Genomic DNA, 17031 nt, shown 5'->3' with positions numbered 1-17031 from the left:
TTACCTTGAGACTTAAGGTTCAGTCTATGATCATCAGCTAAGATTTATAGTTGGAGAGAAAAAATCTCTTTCTCTCCAACTATAAATCTCATTGTAGAGTTCCTTTTCTAACCCGATATTGATAATTTCAGTTGAAGCTATTATCCCTATTTTATCTTGTATTTTTGCATCAGGGTGATTGATCTCCACTAACTTACCGCGCTTCACCTCTTTGTCAATTAACCAAATAGGCAAGGCTGCAAAGCCACTCCCGGAAAGAACTAGATCTTTGATTAACATAAGATTATCAACCTCAATTCGTCTCGTAACCCCCGGAAGCTCCCAAAGTTTTAAAGAGTCTTCCATAGGCATAGAGATAAAAAAATGATCAAGTAAGTCATTGGTTGTAACTGAATCTAAATGCGCGAGAGGGTGTTCCGGATTACACACCGTAGTACATTCGTAATAGCACGCGTAACGTGTGCTAGTAGGTACGGAGTATGAATGCATATAACTTATAATGGCGATATGTAGCTGTTCTTCAGATATCAGTTTTAATAAACTTTCATCCCTTTTTTGTAGGACACTAATGTTAGCTCTAGGGATGAACGACCGACATATATCGATTAATGAAGCTACGTAACTTGTTGGAAGCGCATAGCTAACACCAATCACAAGTTTATCAATTGAACTGTCATTTAGGGACTCTGCCACTACATCAAGTTTGTCTTTCGCAGCCAATAGTCGCTCACTAACCAAAAGTAGTTTTTGACCGGAGGGAGTAAGTTTAATTACAGGTTTACTACGATCAAACAATACAGTGTTCCACTGCTCCTCGAGGCTAGCAATCCACTGGCTTACCTGCACTCGATTTTTGCCCATTTTGTAGGCGGCTTTAGAAATGCTTCCTTGCTGGACAGTTAGAACAAATGCAGTTAATGCAGATAAATTCATGATAATGTTCTAGGCTAAGTGGATACATGATTCTACTACACATACCAAATCAGTAACACATAATTTTAAGTTTTTCCTTTGGATGAGCTTGACCTAGTGTTTTTTTGTTGAGATAACGTAGACTAAATTAATGCTTTACAATTTGTTCGGTTACGTTAATCAGCTGGCTTTCGATTCATGCCAAAAGCCTACTTCAAATTACTAACTAACACTAGTGCAAACCTAGTCTATAAATTAATGTGATCCGCACCAGAAGTTTTGGACACTGAGTTAAGTGAGTATAATCACTAACGAGGTGAACAATGACAACTAAAAAAACACGAATCAAACATGCTCCTGAATTCAAAGCCAGAGCGCTTAAGTTAGCAGGCAAAGTCGGTGTCGCAGCTGCCGCACGACAGTTATCTTCATATGAATCTCAAATCTATAGATGGCGCAAGGCCGTCGAAAAAGACGCGAAAATCAGCGATAGAGAACTCGCCACGGAAAATGCTAAACTCAAACGATTACTGGCTGAGCAAGCTGAAGAGCTAACTTCTTCTTTAATTCACGGATTTCAATTTGCTCAGGCGTCATAGGTGATGCTTTAGAACGGATGATGCATAGACATATGCCGTTAATACGAGAAGTTGCGAATGAATTATCACCCAAAGTAACAACACAAACCGCGATCCACAAAGCCCCATCAATTCCCAGTAATTCGAGTTCGATACAACTGAAGCAACAAAAAAGGGAAAAGCGTTATCAACGATGGTGTCAAGTGAATGACTTTTATAAAACAGGGAGCGGTATTAGAGAAATATCAAGGGTCACAGGGCTGTCACGAGTAACTGTTCGACGATGGATACAGTCGAAAACTTTTCCTGAAATATCAAGTAAACCACCGAGACCTAAGCTCATCGATTCGTGGCATGACTGGCTAGAAAAGCAAATACAAAGCGGCCAATGTAATGCAAGCCAGTTATGGCAAGAAATGCGCGAAGCTGGTTTTACAGGTAGTGTTAGTACAGTGAGGGATGCTGTTTTCAAGCTTCGTAAAGGTAAGGTCTACCCAATGAATATTCTAGCACGCATTCCGTCAGCATCTCGTATCAGCCGATGGTTAACACCTTGGAGAATAATTCGAGGGAAGAAAACTATGCGTCACGATTTATTAATCTGATGTGTGCCAAAGAGCCTCAGTTCAAAACAGCACAAAAGCTCGCTTTAGAGTTCTACAAAATACTTAAAACAAAGAATAGAAAGTCATTAAATCGATGGTTCGATGATGTAAGCGATAGCGAACTTATCGACCTTCAGCGAGTTGCTAGAGGAATGGAGGCAGACTTAGCTGCGGTCAGTGAAGCTGTCGTTAGCCGCTGGAGTAATGGTGTTGTTGAAGGACATGTAAATCGATTGAAGATGTCAAAGCGTCAAATGTACGGTCGTGCAGGATTCGAGCTATTGAGACGTCGAGTGATGAGTCCTTTAGCATGACTTTATGCACCCTAGTTGCGGAAGACCCAATTTAACTGGCGTTGACAGCATCGAACCATAATGTGTGTGATTCATAGACATCCTTTCAACTATACTGGATGTCTATGGACAGAGAAATTCAACAAAGACTACGGTGGGTAAAGGTGTATGAGGAATCTGGTGATGCAGGCTTCGTATGTCGCCGTTGTGGTATTTCCAGACCAACATTACGGAAGTGGGCAAATCGATATAAGCAGGATGGAATCGTTGGTTTGGAAAGCCAAAGCAGGCGACCTCATTTTTCACCAGATAGCAAAATTACTAATGAATTGAGAGCATTGATACTTGGAATGCGCATGAAGCGTAATCTAGGGGCGCGACGTTTGCAAACAGAACTAATTCGGCTTCACCAAATACACCTAAGCACAGCAACTATCCATAAAGTACTATCAGCAGCTTCCGTGAAGCCGATAGTAACTTACCGACGCAAGAAAGACTTCCAAAGATACGAACGGCCAATTCCTGGTGACAGAGTTCAGATGGATACTTGTAAAATAGCGCCAAGGATCTACCAGTACACTGCCATTGATGACTATTCTCGTTATCGGGTTCTAAGGTGCTATTCTCGGCGCACAGCAGCAAATACAGTCGATTTTATTGAACATGTAGTCGAGGAAATGCCATTTCCTATCCAGCGTGTTCAAACGGACTGAGGGCGCGAATTCTTTGCCGATAAAATCCAGAAGCAACTTATGATTTATGGCATCAAGTTTCGCCCCAGCAAGCCTGGTTCCCCTCACTTGAATGGCAAAGTTGAACGCTCTCAGAAAACAGATAAAAGTGAGTTTTATCCGACTATAGATGTTGGTGTTGGGCTGGAAGAGCTGGAAGAGCTGGATCTGTTGCTATCTGAATGGCAGCACTACTACAACTGGGAACGACCACATAGCTCTCTACAAGGCTAAAACCAATTGAAAAGGTTACGGAACTATCTGACCGAACACCTTTATCTGAAGAGGTATATCAGCATTATCGGATATGGAAGAGAGGTTCCAAGAGCAGAATTACAAGCTCGATCTTCAGCTAAGAAATCTCTATAAATCACACAGCTTATCTTTCTCAAGTCCTTGCTGGGCAAGAGGCTTGGTAATGTAGTGGTACGCTTCTTTTGGAGAGTAACTAAGCCTTATAATGACACTAATTTATAAGGAAGAATCCATATCACGAAAAGTTCGAGTTACTCTTACTGAACAGCAAAAACTAGAGTATGCCAAAATGATGGTAGAAGATGGCTATACAAACCAGCAGATACAAGAGATCTCTGGGGCTTGCTCATCAGCGGTTGTTCGATGGAAGCGACAATATAAACAAGAAGTGCTTGGTGTGACGCCAAAAAATAGAGCAGCATTTACCCCCGAACAGCAGCGGATCCAAGAGCTTGAAAAACAATTGGCCAGAGCAAAGCGAGACATTGATATATTAAAAAAAGCGAGCGCCTTGTTCATTCAAAATCACTGAGGCTAGACACGGCCAGACAGTTGAAGAAGGCGTACCCGTATTTTACGGTGACTGAGTTGTGTCGTGTTCTTTCGGTGGCGAGCAGTAGCTTCTATTCTCGGAAGGTTGTCCGCTCGGATGAAACCGCATTACGTGTTCAAATTAAAGACATTGCGCATGAATCTGGTTACACGTATGGCAAACGGAGAATACATAATGAACTGAAAATTACAGGTGAATCAATTAGCTTGGCTAAAGTAGTTAAACTAATGAAGAGCTTGGGTGTTGTTGTCAAATTCCCTAAGAAGAAACACTATTATCCTGATTTTGGTGAAGCATCAATTTATGCGCCTAACCTACTTAAACGACAGTTTAATCCAATGGAGCATAACACTCGCTGGGTAACCGACGTAACCTATATACGCTCTCACCAAGGCTGGAGTTACCTTGCTAGTGTGTTAGATTTAGCGACAAAAGAAGTGGTTGGATACGCACTATCTCAGTCACCAGATACCCAACTAACATTAGCGGCATTAAATGATGCCATTAAGAAAAAATCACCGAAAACGAGTAGGTTAATCGTTCACTCTGACCAAGGCTGCCATTTTAGCTCTCACGCATACAGAGAGCGGTTAAAATCGCTGAATATAACCCAAAGCATGAGCCGCAGAGGGAGTTGTTGGGACAATGCAGTAATGGAACGTTTCTTTCGTTCTCTAAAATCAGAGCATTTAAACCACCTCAAATTCATTAACCACCAGTCAGTGGTCACTGAGACGGAAAGTTATATTCGGTTTTACAATTACAAACGACGTCACAGTGCAATAGACTATCCCACACCTTATGAGATGTACCAGAAAAAGCAAAAAGCGGCTTAGAAAGTCTCCAATAAAACTGGATCATTACATAATCTTGCCCTGGTCCATACTGTTTGATGCTATGTATGTTAATTTGTTATTACTGACCGTTTTAAACGTTAAATTGGGATTAGTGTACTCCTTTTGACAGTAGGTAATCATTTCCTTAGAAATATCTACACCTATGATGTCAACATTATAAGTTTCTTCAAGAAAAGCGGGAAAGAATCCAGGGCCACAACCATAGTCTAAAAACTTTTTACCTTTTGCCAAAATGTCTCTTCGAGATCTGATGACGCTTTTGTAGCCCATAGATTTCCAGTCAACAGCCATTGTGTGTTTTGAGTAGTCTTCGACAGATTCTTCAGATTCTAGATCTTGATGTATCATTTTTATTTATCCTGTTCAAATGCATTTGTGAAAAGTCGATCTAATACTGTTACTTAGAGCTGAGATTCATGCAAAGAAAGCTGTCTAGCAGCTTTGGCTGCATATTCCGGAACAATCCGGCCACCGATTTCGGCATTATCCGGACACTCATTCCGTTTTAATCCGGACACCATTTCCGGGATAAACCAGGCCAAATTCCCACAAACTCCGGAATCACTGTCCGGTTTGGCGGAAACCCTGTCCGATTACTCCGGAATCCCTTTCTTTTCTCTTTTAAATCAATAGCTCACTATCCTTGTTAGACGATCTAACGTAGCAAGTAAGTGACAGTGCCTAAAAAGAGAACATCTATGACAAACATTAAAGAGGTATTACGCCTCAAATATGAGTGCAATTTGTCGACGAGAAAGATCGCGACATGCGCCCAAGTCAGTCGTTCGACCGTCTCTGAAATATTGCAGCGTTTTGAATACAACAATCTAAGTTGGCCACTTCCTGAAAGTTACTCCGACACCGAGCTGACACACGCGCTATACTTAGATAAAACGACGAGTGACACTAAGGTCATGCTTAACTTCAGTCAGTGTTTTATTGAGCTAAAGCAACCTGGTATGACAAAACAGTTGCTATGGGAGGAGTATGCTGCAGAACATCTAGAGCGCGCTTATCGTTACAGCCAGTACTGTGAGCACTATCGGCGATGGCTCAAGAAACAAAAACGCAGCATGCGGCAAATTCATCTCGCGGGCGACAAGCTGTTTATCGATTACTGCGGACCTACCATCCCAGTCGTGAACCCTGATACCGGTGAAGTTCGTAAAGCGCAGATCTTCGTCGCAACCTTAGGCGCATCCAACTATACCTATCGCATCCAACTATACCTATGTTGAGGCGAGTGAAAGCCAAAGATTAGAACATTGGTTAGAAGCGTACGTAAACGCCTTCGAGCACTTTGGGGAGTCCCTGCGCTTCTGGTGCCTGACAATCTCAAATCCGCCGTCACCAAAACCGATCGCTACGAACCAAAACTAAACGATAGCTATCGTAAGCTTGCCTATCACTATCGTACTGCCGTCATGCCCGCACGACCATATAAACCAAAGGACAAAGCAAAAGCCGAGAATGCTGTACTCATCGTCGAGCGCTGGATCATGATGCGACTTCGCCACCAAACATTCCATACCTTCAAAGAGTTGAACCTCTCAATCCGCGACCTAATGAACTCGCTCAATCAACGCCAGATGAAACAAATAGAGGCAAGCCGAAAAGAGTTGTTCGATACGTTAGATAAACCCGCGCTTAACCCGCTTCCAAAGGATCGCTATCTTTACACCGAGTTCAAGCAAGTCAAAGTGGGTCCCGATTACCACATCGAATACAAAAAGCATTACTACTCAGTACCGCATTAACTCGTTGGCCAACATGTGCACCTTGAAGCCAGCTCCAAACTGATACAGATTTATCACCGAGGCAACTTAGTCGCTCAGCACGCAGCGAGCCAAAAAGAACGCGGACTCAGCACCTACGATGAACATATGCCCAGTAACATCAGCACCAAAAGTGGTCACCCCCCTTGTGTCAGGCTAGTTGTTACTGTTAAAAATTAACCCATCAAAGGGGCGGTAACAGAGGAAACATGTCTCGTTATTCGCAAGAAAGAAAAGAAGCTATCCTGAAAAAGTTGTTACCACCGTTATCTCGCTCTGTGGCCGAAGTAGCAAAAGAAGAAGGCATCAGTGATGCGACACTGTATTATTGGCGTAAACAACTTCGAGAATCAGGAGACGTTGTGCCAAACAGTCATACCCCTTCAGAGCATTGGTCTGTCCAAACTAAGTTAGCCATTGTCGCTGCGACGTTTTCTATGACTGAAAACGAGTTAAGCCAGTACTGTCGTGAAAAAGGACTGTACCCAGAAGAAGTTCAGCAATGGCGCGACGAATGCATGCAAGCGTTTATGTCATCAAAAGAGCGTGAAGCTGAGGCAAAGAAACAAGCCAAAGCTGATAAGCATGAAATCAAAGAATTAAAAAAAGAGCTTCGCTTTAAAGAGAAAGCGTTAGCGGAAACGGCAGCCTTGTTGGTGTTAAGAAAAAAGCTGAGGGCCTTTTACGGGGAAAAGTCCGAGGACGATTAACCTCGACCGATGAAAGGCAAACTATCGTTGCGCTCATCCATGAAGCTCGTCAGAGCGGCAGTCGCTTAGAGCGAGCATGCAATGAAACCGAGATAGATTTACGGACTTATCGCCGCTGGTATCAGCGCGGTAAAGTACAAGCTGATGAGCGACCAACGTCGTTAAGACCTGAGCCTGCTAATAAACTCACGGAGCAGGAGCGGCAAGATATTATTGATATGAGTAATGCGCCTGAATATGCCAGTTTACCGCCAAGCCAGATAGTGCCAACACTGCTGGGTAAAGGCCAGTATATTGCATCTGAAGCCAGCTTTTATCGTGTGTTAAAAGCGGCAGGACAACTTAACCGTAGAGGCCGTCAACGTAGCCGAAAAAAATCATCGAAACCAACAAGCTACACAGCAACAGGTCCAAATCAGGTATTTACCTGGGATATAACGTATCTACCTTCAGGTGTTCGTGGACAACATTATTACCTTTATCTCATTGAAGACATCTACAGTCGAAAAATCGTCGGGTATGACGTCTATGACCGAGAGTGCGGAGAGATGGCATCTCAGCTGCTTCAGCGCACGCTGATGCGGGAGCAATGCTTCAATCAAGCGTTGGTGCTGCACTCAGATAATGGTGCGCCAATGAAATCTTTGACGTTCAAGGCAAAAATGGAGGAGCTTGGCATTACATCATCTTACAGTCGTCCTCGCGTGAGCGATGATAATCCGTATGTTGAGTCACTGTTCCGAACGCTGAAATATGTCCCAAGCTGGCCATCAAAGGGGTTCGAAAGCCTTGAGCGAAGCTATTCTTGGGTAGAAAGCTTTGTAATCTGGTACAACACCGAGCATAAACATAGTCGCCTGAACTACGTGACACGTTCGGAGCGACATAGTGGAAAGGATGCTGAGATTTTAAGGAAAAGAGCAAAGGTGTTGATGGCTCATCGCCAAGCAAAACCAGAGCGTTGGTCAGGTAAAATACGCAACTGCGAACCAATCGGAGAAGTTCGCCTGAACCCAGAAAAAGAAGCTGCTTGATAATTAGTCAAGTAGTGACAACTAGCTTGAAAAACGCCGACCCGCAAGGCTGCTGAATTGGGGAGAAAGGATCGGGCCAGCCACACATAAGGTCGTCGACCACATACTGTCATCGAAACCGCACCCAGCTCAATCCAATCGCAGTACGCTTGGGCTGCTCAACCTAACTAAAAAGTATGGTGACTCGCGTCTTGAGCAAGCGTGCAAAGACGCGCTGCTTGTGAATAAACCTTATCTTCGGCTCATCAAAAACTTGCTTGAAAACCACCGAGAAGGCCGACTCTCTTCATCCCCAGAGGTCACGCCAGACATCCAGCACAGTAACGTGCGCGGCCCCAACAGTTATCACTAGGAGAGCATAATGAACCCAATCAATGACCAACTAAGATCACTACGTCTTGGACATGCCATAAACGCGCTCGAGCAGCAACAAGAGCAACTCCCCACTTACGCAGAGTTAGGCTTCGAAGAGCGGCTCAGTTTACTACTTGAAAGTGAAATACGGGGTCGAAACCACGCTAAGATCCAACGCTTAAAAAGACAAGCCAAGCTTAGAATCGAAGGACAGCCAAGGCAACTCACCTAAAAAGAAGGCCGAGGGTTAAAACGAACCCAAATGAGCGAACTGCTTACCAGCGGCTATTTACACAACAAACAAAACGTTCTGATCACGGGGCCAACAGGGGCAGGAAAAACTTACGTTGCGCGCGCGTTAGCGACTCAGGCGTGTGAACAACTGCATAGCATTCGCTACCACCGACTGAGTCGCTTACTGGATGACTTAAGTTCGGGTCGACTGGATGGAACATACCAAAAACAACTCCAGGCACTCGCGAAAAAAGAGCTGCTGATCCTTGATGACCGGGGTATGGAAAAGCTGAGTGCAGATCATGCAAGTCACTTGTTAGAACTTCTTGAAGATCGGTACCAAACCAGCAGCACAATAATGATCAGTCAATTATCGGTGAAGGAGTGGTACGCCATGATAGGAAACGCCACTGTAGCAGACGCATTACTGGATCGGCTGATACACAACAGCCACCGAATAGAATTAGGAGGAGAATCGATGCGAAAACTGGCGGAATCCGGACAGATAGAGTGAGAGAAAAGCGAGAGATTAGTGGTGTCCGGAATCAGCGGAATACGCATTTGGCCACACCTATCAAATCGGCTAGCTTCAGAGCTTCGGCTTTGAATTCCTCTGTGTGTCGAGTTCGATTCGTTTTCTTAATGGACATTGATTCACCTCGTTAGTGATTTTACTCACTTAACTCGGTGTCCGATAATGCTGGTACGGATCAGTTCTCGATTTAGTTCCATTGAATTACACAACAAAGCCTAACTGAGTATGTGTTCCTGTGATCTGGCTAATCGCTTTGGTTTGGTTCATTCGACTTATGAAGGGGGTGTATCAATTTTGTAACGGTACATGTAATTAACAAGTTTGCCGCTATCTGTCACCATTGAATACGTTGAACATAAGTCATTTTAACATAAATCTTTTAGTTGTCTTCGTAAGGATATAAGGGTGTCTGTAATTTATAAACTTCCCATAAAGAGCCATGATGATAATATTCCGAACTGGATTGCAGAATCTTATCATTACAAGTATCAAAAAATATTTAATTGTGTCATGGAAGTTGTTGGAATAGAGCTCCTGATAGATAATTTATCAGGATTTACTGTCGATATTGACAATTTAAAAGATAATCCCAATGAATCAAAGTTGTTAACTTTGAACTTGTTAAGTAGGTTGTTTTTTTCTTTGAAATATAATGATAGTATCTATATAAGTATACCCACTGTTTTCTTAAATATAGAAAGAAACAATCTAATTGATGCTGACGTTATATGTATGATCGAAAAATGCGACAGAGTAGCGAAAGAAAAAAATTTGAAGTTAGTATTTGAAATTACAGAAAGAATATATGATGTTGATTCAGAAAGTGTCGAAGAAGCGCTTCAATACTTACGAAGGAATAACATATCATTAGCAATTGATGATTTCGATATTTATAAAAATGACTACAGAGAAGAGGAATATGGAAAAGAATACTATCAGTATGTCAAACTTAATTATCCCAAATCCATGTTAGAGTTAGATATTTTAACAAAGTTTATAAAATCAGTACCTACATCAATCAGAGTCATCCTCGAGAGAATTGAAACACTAAGCGATTTTCAAGTTGTCGAAGACATATCGTGGGGATATCAAGGGTTTGCGCTACATGTTTCGGATAGAGCTAACCTATAAATAATTCAATAACCTCTACAATTCCATGTAGGTCAACCAGTCAATATATCACTAGTTTATCCAAGTTTTAAATTAGGGTGTTAAGTAAATAACTATATGAAAACGATTTTTAATATAATAGCACTAGTTGCAGTGTGCTTACTATCTGCTTGTAATTATGAAAAAAGGCATGATTCTGGAGTGGATAATTCTCAAGTCAGGGACATAACTGTGTCACCATCAAGATTAAGCCTAGCAGAAAATAGTAGCTATCAAATGACGGCAGTTGCGTCATACTTCGATGGTGAAATTGTTGATGTAACATCTGAAGTGCATTGGGTTTCAAGTGATGAAGATATTATAAATATCGACAACAGTGGTATGATTACAGCTGTATCCTTGGGAAACACAAATGTAAAAGCAAAACTAGAAAACACTGAAAGCAATAATGTGAATATTAGTGTTTACTCTGATCATATGAGCATTGAAGAAGCACTTATTACTGGTGATGTGAAAGAAATTTCTGATTCAAATGAAATTTATAGCGAAATAGAAAAGATTTTGTCCCTCCCAAATGAAGAACTTGCATTTGCAAAAAAGTACATTTTCAATGGATTTAATATCGACAGCATTAATTGGGTTCCAAATAGGGATGCTATAATCTCTACTCCTTATGAGTTTAGCAAGGAAAACATTGAGTCACTCCTAATATCTAATACAAGCAATAACCATATTTTAGCGTCTATAGGTACTACTGCAAGCTCTAGTAAGTTCGTCCATTTTTTTAATCTTCCTGTTAGTACTCTTAATGGAGCCGATTATAATGAAAGTTTGGAAGCAATCTTTCTTCGTAGCTTAAACTGGCTAAACGACGAAGTTGATATAGAAGGTAGTCATATCACAATAACAGGTGGGAGTAACTACCACACTCACCTTGAATATCAGGAACTCACAAAGTGGCTTGATAATCTAGATAAAAATATAAGTTACAATGAGAACAATACATGTGATGAGGGAAACACACTCTCATGCTACAGAGATTCTAAGTCTTCCTTATTAGTTATATTCGCCATAGGTAAAGATAGGCGAAACCTAAAAGAAATTGTTGAATCAGATATACCTATATTACTTATAACTAGTGGTTCTATAAATGATGCTAATGAAGTGGGGAAATATTTTGGTTTAAAGGCTTCTAAAGATGCTCGCCATGAGTCGATTGGCCTTATAAATTACGTGCCAAAGAAGGAAGATTTGATTCATAATAGAACAAAGTTTCTAGATTTTTCGACAGGTTTAGAAATGATCATTATGACTTCGATATAACTGACTGCTCTGATACTGGTTGTAATAATCCTGCCTACGAAGAACAGTTTTATGATGTTTATAGAGATATTCGGAATAACTTTCAGGAGCAAGTGAACTTGAGAGTTTTGCCTTTTGATGCCGAAAAATCTGCTGGGAGACTATTTAGGTTGGTTATTTTACTGTCTGACTGGTATAGAATGGAGCAAGAATATCCTAAAATCAGCAGTAAATCAAATGGAAGTAGATACAGTATATTGAAAGGGTTAATATCAGATGGATTTGACTATGAATATAGGAGTTTAAATTATCCGAGAAAAGATAGCGGAAACTATAAGAATGAAGAAATAACTATACAACCTAGTGACTACAGTATAGTTTTTAATACATCAAGCACATTTAGAAGTACAGGTTTTTATGCGCCTGCTGGAAAAACAGTAAGGATCACTAGACGAGACGGAAATGAAGCTAGCGCTACAATTCAATTGAATTGGTTTCGAGAGGGTTCGACAAAAGAATGGTCAAACTATAATAGGCCTAAATATCTAAACTCAAAGAGGTACAACCTTGAACAAGGTGAAACAATAGTTATAACTTCTTCTATTGGAGGTAATATTTTTGTTGATAGTAATTTAAATGATGTCGAGATCAAGTTGGATCTTGAGGGAGTGGTCAAACATGCTCGCTTCGATTTAGAATCAGATTATAATATATTTATTCAAAGATTCGATAGTAACGAAGATAATTGGTTCGATATTGTGACTCCATACTATGAGTGGCATGTAAGAAGAGATCGCTTGAAAAACACTCTAACTGGCGACCAAAGCATTTATAAAGGCGAAGAAGGGATGAAGAAATTCTTGGAGTATACAAATCTATACTCTCATAATTATCCTAGAGCTCTGGCTGGTCAGAAAGGTCCAGGAATTGACGAAATAGAGGAAGTTATAACTTTTGTTGACTCTAAAGAGTGGAGTCTCAGGCCGTCGCACATTGTGCAGCATTCAAATAATGATCAACCCGTTTGTGGGGATGGTTGTTCTGGCAACCCAATAGATAGTAATTGGACTGCTGACCCTTTGAGCCATGGTCAGATTCATGAGTTAGGACATAATCTAGAAAAGCCGTTTGCATTCAATCCGCTTAATGTCGGCCACTCGGTAACAAACTGGTACGTCTATTATTCTCAGACTCAGAAAAGCAAAAATGAAGCTCCTGATTACCATATGTGTGACACAGATAGCAGTCATGGACATATAACTAACTACTTAAAAATGAGTAAGTGGTTATCTGAGGCAGATGCTAGTGATAACCACTATGAATATATGAGAAATAAAATTAGTGATAGTAGCAACTACGAGCCGTATCAACTTTCTGAGTTTATAATGACACAAATAATTATGAATGCGGAGAATCAAGGGCCTCTAGATGATGGATGGAATGTCATTCCTAGACTTCATGTACATCACGAAGAGTTTAATAAAGCAAAAAGGAAAGAAGACCTTTGGTTGGAAAAACGTGATAACCTTGGATTTAGTTCATACACACATGACGACGTAAATAACATTCCACACAACGATTATTTGGCAATTGCATACTCAATAGTAAGTGAATTAGATTTCTCTGATTACTTTATGTTTTTAGGCTTTTCATTTGACTATGAGCGTGTTTCTATGCAAATTAATAGGTATGGATTTGGAAAACCTCAAACAGGGTTGTATCTAATTGGTAATAACCTATGCATGCCTCCTTATTTGGCGCGAGAGCTAAGATTGATTAACTCATACGACAATGTCGCCTTAAATAGTAGCGTATCAGCATCGAGTATTCACTGGGAAATGAGCCGTGCGGTTGATGGAAATTATTCTACCCACGCGGAAACCCGAGGTGTTGGAGATGAAGAGTGGGTTGAAGTTGACTTAGGGGTACTTATGATTTAGATGAGATACGCATAACAAACTTCAATCATTATCTATACAAAAAAAGGTTTATCGGTACAAAACTGATTGCACTTGATGATAGAAGAAACATCGTTTACGAATCAGAACGTCTTGCTGATATTAATCATTTTATTACGCCCTCGGGTATTAGCTTAGATAAAGTCAGGTTTATACGACTATATAAGAATAACGAAAGAGATATGAAAGTACAAACGACACAGATAGAAGCAATTATTTATGATGATTAATTTGTATTGCTAATTCTTGATACTTGTAAAGCGTTAACTCTATTGGAGTACATACTGCTGTGGATTTCTGGATAAAAATAGCTCTTATTATTCCGATACTTACTGTTGTGTTTTTACTTGTGAGAAAGAACTATGTTCTAAAATCAAAGATAATGCACCTTAGTAAAAGTAGCAATAAGTTAGTTGAGAGAATAAACATCGATGACAATAAAATTAGGAATTTGGAGAGAGAGCGAGATAAGCTCAATGCTCAATCACGTTTTCTCACCAAAAGGTCGATAAGGTACATGTCAATTATTGAGGAGAAAAACGAAACTTTGAGGAACAAGCAAGACTGTTTGTTAAGTTGTTACTCACGAATCAGGGAGCTAGAGAAGGGAAATCATTCAGATGCGTATAATGAAGAATGATAAATATTTTTCGTAAACTAAAGCAGCCGTTTCTATGTCTGAAATTTTAGAATAGTTCACTCGTATCGAGGGATCTCTGTTGGGTAATAACCGAGCTGGGCAAGCGCTAAAACTGGTCACTCGAAACTGCAAAAATGGCATGTTCCATAAAACACAGGCAGGCGCGAGCATTGCGGATATGATCATTGCGATGATAGCGACGTCGGCCGAAGCGGGTATAAATGTGCTGGATTACTTCGTAAACGCCCCATGAACCCACGGGGCGATATTACTAATGTTTGAAGTTCCAAGGTAGGAGCGCATCGATATCTGGCTCTGCTTTCGCCAACTCTTTCATGCACTTGACCATGTAGTCGTAGAGGATAAGGCCGTTGGCTTTCGCGGTTTCGACGATGCTGTAAAGCATCGCGCTCGCGTCAGCACCATTTTGAGTAGCCGAGAATAACCAATTTTTCCTGCCAATGACCAGTGGCTTAATTGCGCGTTCAGCGCGATTATTGTCGAGAGATAAGTGGCCATCGTCGATATAGCGAATGAGCTTCGGCCATTGCCCAAGTGTGTACTTTATCGCTTTACCCAGTACGCTAGAGCCTATCACTTTCTGAGTTGTCATCCATTCGTAAAACTCATCCAGTATTGGTTTGGCGTGTATCTGCCGCTCTGCTTTTCGTTTTTCGGCAGAGATGCCTTTCAAGCGTGATTCTATTCCATAGAGCTTTTGGATTTTAGCCAGTGCTTTATCCGCTTTTCCTGACTTGCCTTTTCCTTGAAGCTTCTTAGCATCCATGAACTTACGCCGTGCATGCGCCAAGCAGCCGACATTGGTCACGTGGGGAAGACCGTCATAGGCACCATAGCCATCGGTTTGCAGATAACCACTATAATCCCCTAAAAAGGCAGCAGGGCACGCCCTCGCGCGACTGTTTTGATAGTCGTACAAGGCGATGTTTTTCACATTGGGAAGTGCGGCATCTGGCGAGTCTGCGCCCGAGCAGTAGAGCCACATGTAACACTGTTTATCTTCCATAAGTACATTGAGCGGCGTTTCATCCGCCTGAACCACCACTTGTTCTAGTAGGTGCCTTTTCAAGACCGCATACAGCGGTACGAACTTCTCACTGACTTGAATAATCCACCTTGCCATGGTGGTTCGTGATAGTTCGATACCCGATTGGGTAAACAGCGACTCTTGCCGATACAGCGGCATTGCGTATTGGTATTTGCCAAGGATGATATTGGCAAGCAAGCTTTCTGTCGCGAAGCTCTTAGGGATAATGCTTTGCGGCGCTGGCTTTTGAACGATGCGGTTATTGTCCTCTGTTTGCTCGCACTGGCGGCAAGCATACTTAGGACGAACATATTCCAGCACTTTGAGTACCGCTGGTGAGAACTCCAGCTTTTCACTGCGGTCTTCACCGATTTTATGCAGGCTCTGCTTGCAGCAAGCGCATTGCTTTTCATGGTCGTCTACATCGAGTTCGATAATCTCACGAGGTAAGGTCTTGGGAAGTGGCTTACGTTTACCACGTTTCTTCGTTGTGGTAGTGGTCGTCACCTCAACCTCTTCTTCTTTAGCGGCTTCACATTCCACTTCGTTGAAGAGGTCACCTTGAGATTCATCGTAAGGCTTTAACGCCTCCGAACGTTTCGCGAATTGGCGGTCGAAGGCAAGTTTGAGTTGCTCAAGTAGCGATTGGCGCTCTTGTTTCCACTCGCTTTTCTCTGACATCAGTGCTTTCACCATCGCTTGTAGCTCAGCAACACTTTGACTTTCTGGATTGATATCTGGCGTTTTTTTCATGACATTTATTATACTAAAATCATGTCGTTAACGCGCGGTGAATAAGGCTATAATATCGTTCAAGTCATTGTGAAATCGTTTATTCGAACGGGTTTATGGCCGATAATCGTGAAGCCAGAAAGCAGTCTATCAAGCTCGAATTGCGTCAGGGTAAACACTTCATTTTTCTCTTTTGTAGGCCACTTGTACTTGGCTTTTTCGAGTCGTTTATACCAAAGGGCGAAGCCTGTTTTATCCCAATACAATACTTTGATTTTGTCGCGCTGTTTGTTGGTAAACAAGAACAGTGCGCCACTCCCAAAGGCAAATCGGTGTCACTTTCGATAATCGCCGCGAGGCCGTTGATGGACTTTCTAAAATCGACGCTTTCACGATAGAGGTAAATCTCAGGAGCGCTCAGCATACGTTTCATGATAGCGCACCAATAAGCTCTGCCAGATAGGCCGCAGGCGTGCCTTGAGGAATACTCAGCTCAACATCATTGACGAGAAGTGTCATGTTGGCCGTTGCGATTTGAGCCTGATACTTCGTTGTCTTTTCGACGACTTCAGCTCTGACAAATCCAACTGGCGTTGGTAGGGCTGAGGTTTGAAGTTGACGCCGTTTTGCGAAGAACGTTGATAAACTCAGTCCGTGCTGCTCGCAGAAAACGCGTTGAGTCATATTGCTGCTTTCATACTGTTGAAAAAGAGCCTGCCATTCCTGGTTAGAACGTCGTTTTGCCATTTTAAAATCTCCTCTTGGTTGGAGATTTGATCTTATTATCCGTGCTTGGCGATTAGAATGTGGGGTTC

11 protein-coding genes and 6 pseudogenes are annotated in these 17031 nt (G+C 41.7%); 12 read left to right on the top strand and 5 right to left on the bottom strand.

Features of this window, described 5'->3' with window-relative positions; genetic code table 11:
• Positions 1 to 33 precede the first annotated feature (33 nt).
• The gene (locus AC0L66_RS11850; protein ID WP_473567453.1) at positions 34 to 933 is read right to left on the bottom strand and encodes a LysR family transcriptional regulator; all 900 of its coding nucleotides are present in this window, start codon (positions 931 to 933) and stop codon (positions 34 to 36) included.
• Between the two features lie 302 nt (positions 934 to 1235).
• Here AC0L66_RS11850 and AC0L66_RS11845 point away from each other — a divergent pair.
• The 4 genes and pseudogenes from AC0L66_RS11845 to AC0L66_RS11830 all read left to right on the top strand — a co-directional run.
• A pseudogene (locus tag AC0L66_RS11845) lies at positions 1236 to 1466 on the top strand (transposase); the annotation flags it as partial.
• Positions 1467 to 1507: 41 nt separating this feature from the next.
• A pseudogene (locus AC0L66_RS11840) lies at positions 1508 to 2409 on the top strand (transposase); the annotation flags it as partial.
• 104 nt (positions 2410 to 2513) lie between these two features.
• A pseudogene (locus tag AC0L66_RS11835) lies at positions 2514 to 3543 on the top strand (IS481 family transposase).
• Positions 3544 to 3606: 63 nt separating this feature from the next.
• Positions 3607 to 4763, top strand: a protein-coding gene (locus AC0L66_RS11830; RefSeq protein ID WP_473569249.1) for an IS3 family transposase whose coding sequence is annotated in 2 segments (ribosomal slippage) — positions 3607 to 3868 and positions 3868 to 4763 — 1158 coding nt in all. Because the reading frame shifts where the segments join, the coding sequence is not laid out codon by codon here.
• 24 nt (positions 4764 to 4787) lie between these two features.
• Here AC0L66_RS11830 and AC0L66_RS11825 read toward each other — a convergent pair.
• Positions 4788 to 5132 carry a methyltransferase domain-containing protein gene (locus AC0L66_RS11825; RefSeq protein ID WP_473567451.1) on the bottom strand — a complete coding sequence of 115 codons (345 nt, stop codon included), beginning with the start codon at positions 5130 to 5132 and terminating at the stop codon, positions 4788 to 4790.
• A 329-nt stretch (positions 5133 to 5461) separates the two neighbouring features.
• On the opposite strand from AC0L66_RS11825, the pseudogene istA reads away from it, so the two are divergent.
• The 8 genes and pseudogenes from istA to AC0L66_RS11785 form a co-directional block, all read left to right on the top strand.
• Positions 5462 to 6702 (top strand): annotated as a pseudogene (gene istA, locus AC0L66_RS11820) (IS21 family transposase); the annotation flags it as partial.
• Between the two features lie 66 nt (positions 6703 to 6768).
• Positions 6769 to 8303, top strand: a protein-coding gene (locus tag AC0L66_RS11815; protein WP_473567449.1) for an IS3 family transposase whose coding sequence is annotated in 2 segments (ribosomal slippage) — positions 6769 to 7222 and positions 7222 to 8303 — 1536 coding nt in all. Because the reading frame shifts where the segments join, the coding sequence is not laid out codon by codon here.
• Between the two features lie 28 nt (positions 8304 to 8331).
• Positions 8332 to 8655: pseudogene (locus AC0L66_RS11810) on the top strand (IS21 family transposase); the annotation flags it as partial.
• Positions 8656 to 8664: 9 nt separating this feature from the next.
• A pseudogene (istB, locus tag AC0L66_RS11805) lies at positions 8665 to 9405 on the top strand (IS21-like element helper ATPase IstB).
• A 426-nt stretch (positions 9406 to 9831) separates the two neighbouring features.
• Complete coding sequence (locus AC0L66_RS11800; RefSeq protein ID WP_473567447.1) at positions 9832 to 10557, top strand: hypothetical protein; 726 nt, start codon at positions 9832 to 9834, stop codon at positions 10555 to 10557.
• Between the two features lie 96 nt (positions 10558 to 10653).
• Positions 10654 to 11859, top strand: a complete 1206-nt coding sequence (locus tag AC0L66_RS11795) for an Ig-like domain-containing protein (protein WP_473567445.1) — start codon at positions 10654 to 10656, stop codon at positions 11857 to 11859.
• Positions 11856 to 13778, top strand: a complete 1923-nt coding sequence (locus tag AC0L66_RS11790) for an ImpA family metalloprotease (RefSeq protein ID WP_473569247.1) — start codon at positions 11856 to 11858, stop codon at positions 13776 to 13778. Before AC0L66_RS11795 ends, AC0L66_RS11790 begins: the two co-directional genes overlap by 4 nt.
• Before the next feature lie 737 nt (positions 13779 to 14515).
• Positions 14516 to 14689, top strand: coding sequence for a hypothetical protein (locus AC0L66_RS11785; protein WP_473567444.1), 174 nt, complete (start codon positions 14516 to 14518; stop codon positions 14687 to 14689).
• Between the two features lie 18 nt (positions 14690 to 14707).
• On the opposite strand, the gene tnpC is transcribed toward AC0L66_RS11785, so the two are convergent.
• The 3 genes from tnpC to tnpA all read right to left on the bottom strand — a co-directional run bounded on the left by tnpC (position 14708) and on the right by tnpA (position 16963).
• Positions 14708 to 16237, bottom strand: coding sequence for an IS66 family transposase (gene tnpC / locus AC0L66_RS11780; protein WP_473567442.1), 1530 nt, complete (start codon positions 16235 to 16237; stop codon positions 14708 to 14710).
• A gap of 59 nt (positions 16238 to 16296) precedes the next feature.
• Positions 16297 to 16524, bottom strand: coding sequence for an IS66 family insertion sequence element accessory protein TnpB (gene tnpB, locus AC0L66_RS11775; protein ID WP_473569245.1), 228 nt, complete (start codon positions 16522 to 16524; stop codon positions 16297 to 16299).
• Positions 16525 to 16645: 121 nt separating this feature from the next.
• Complete coding sequence (gene tnpA, locus AC0L66_RS11770; protein WP_473567440.1) at positions 16646 to 16963, bottom strand: IS66 family insertion sequence element accessory protein TnpA; 318 nt, start codon at positions 16961 to 16963, stop codon at positions 16646 to 16648.
• Positions 16964 to 17031: the final 68 nt, after the last annotated feature.

It is taken from the genome of Vibrio sp. GJ43-1, from assembly GCF_055808835.1.
This window is presented reverse-complemented; position numbering and strand designations above follow the sequence as displayed.

Excerpts from the sequence above, each read along its gene's own strand:
- AC0L66_RS11795 (WP_473567445.1), top strand. The coding sequence starts at position 10,654 with ATGAAAACGATTTTTAATATAATAGCACTAGTTGCAGTGTGCTTACTA.
- tnpA (WP_473567440.1), bottom strand. The coding sequence starts at position 16,963 with ATGGCAAAACGACGTTCTAACCAGGAATGGCAGGCTCTTTTTCAACAG.
- tnpC (WP_473567442.1), bottom strand. The coding sequence starts at position 16,237 with ATGAAAAAAACGCCAGATATCAATCCAGAAAGTCAAAGTGTTGCTGAG.
- AC0L66_RS11850 (WP_473567453.1), bottom strand. The coding sequence starts at position 933 with ATGAATTTATCTGCATTAACTGCATTTGTTCTAACTGTCCAGCAAGGA.
- AC0L66_RS11825 (WP_473567451.1), bottom strand. The coding sequence starts at position 5,132 with ATGATACATCAAGATCTAGAATCTGAAGAATCTGTCGAAGACTACTCA.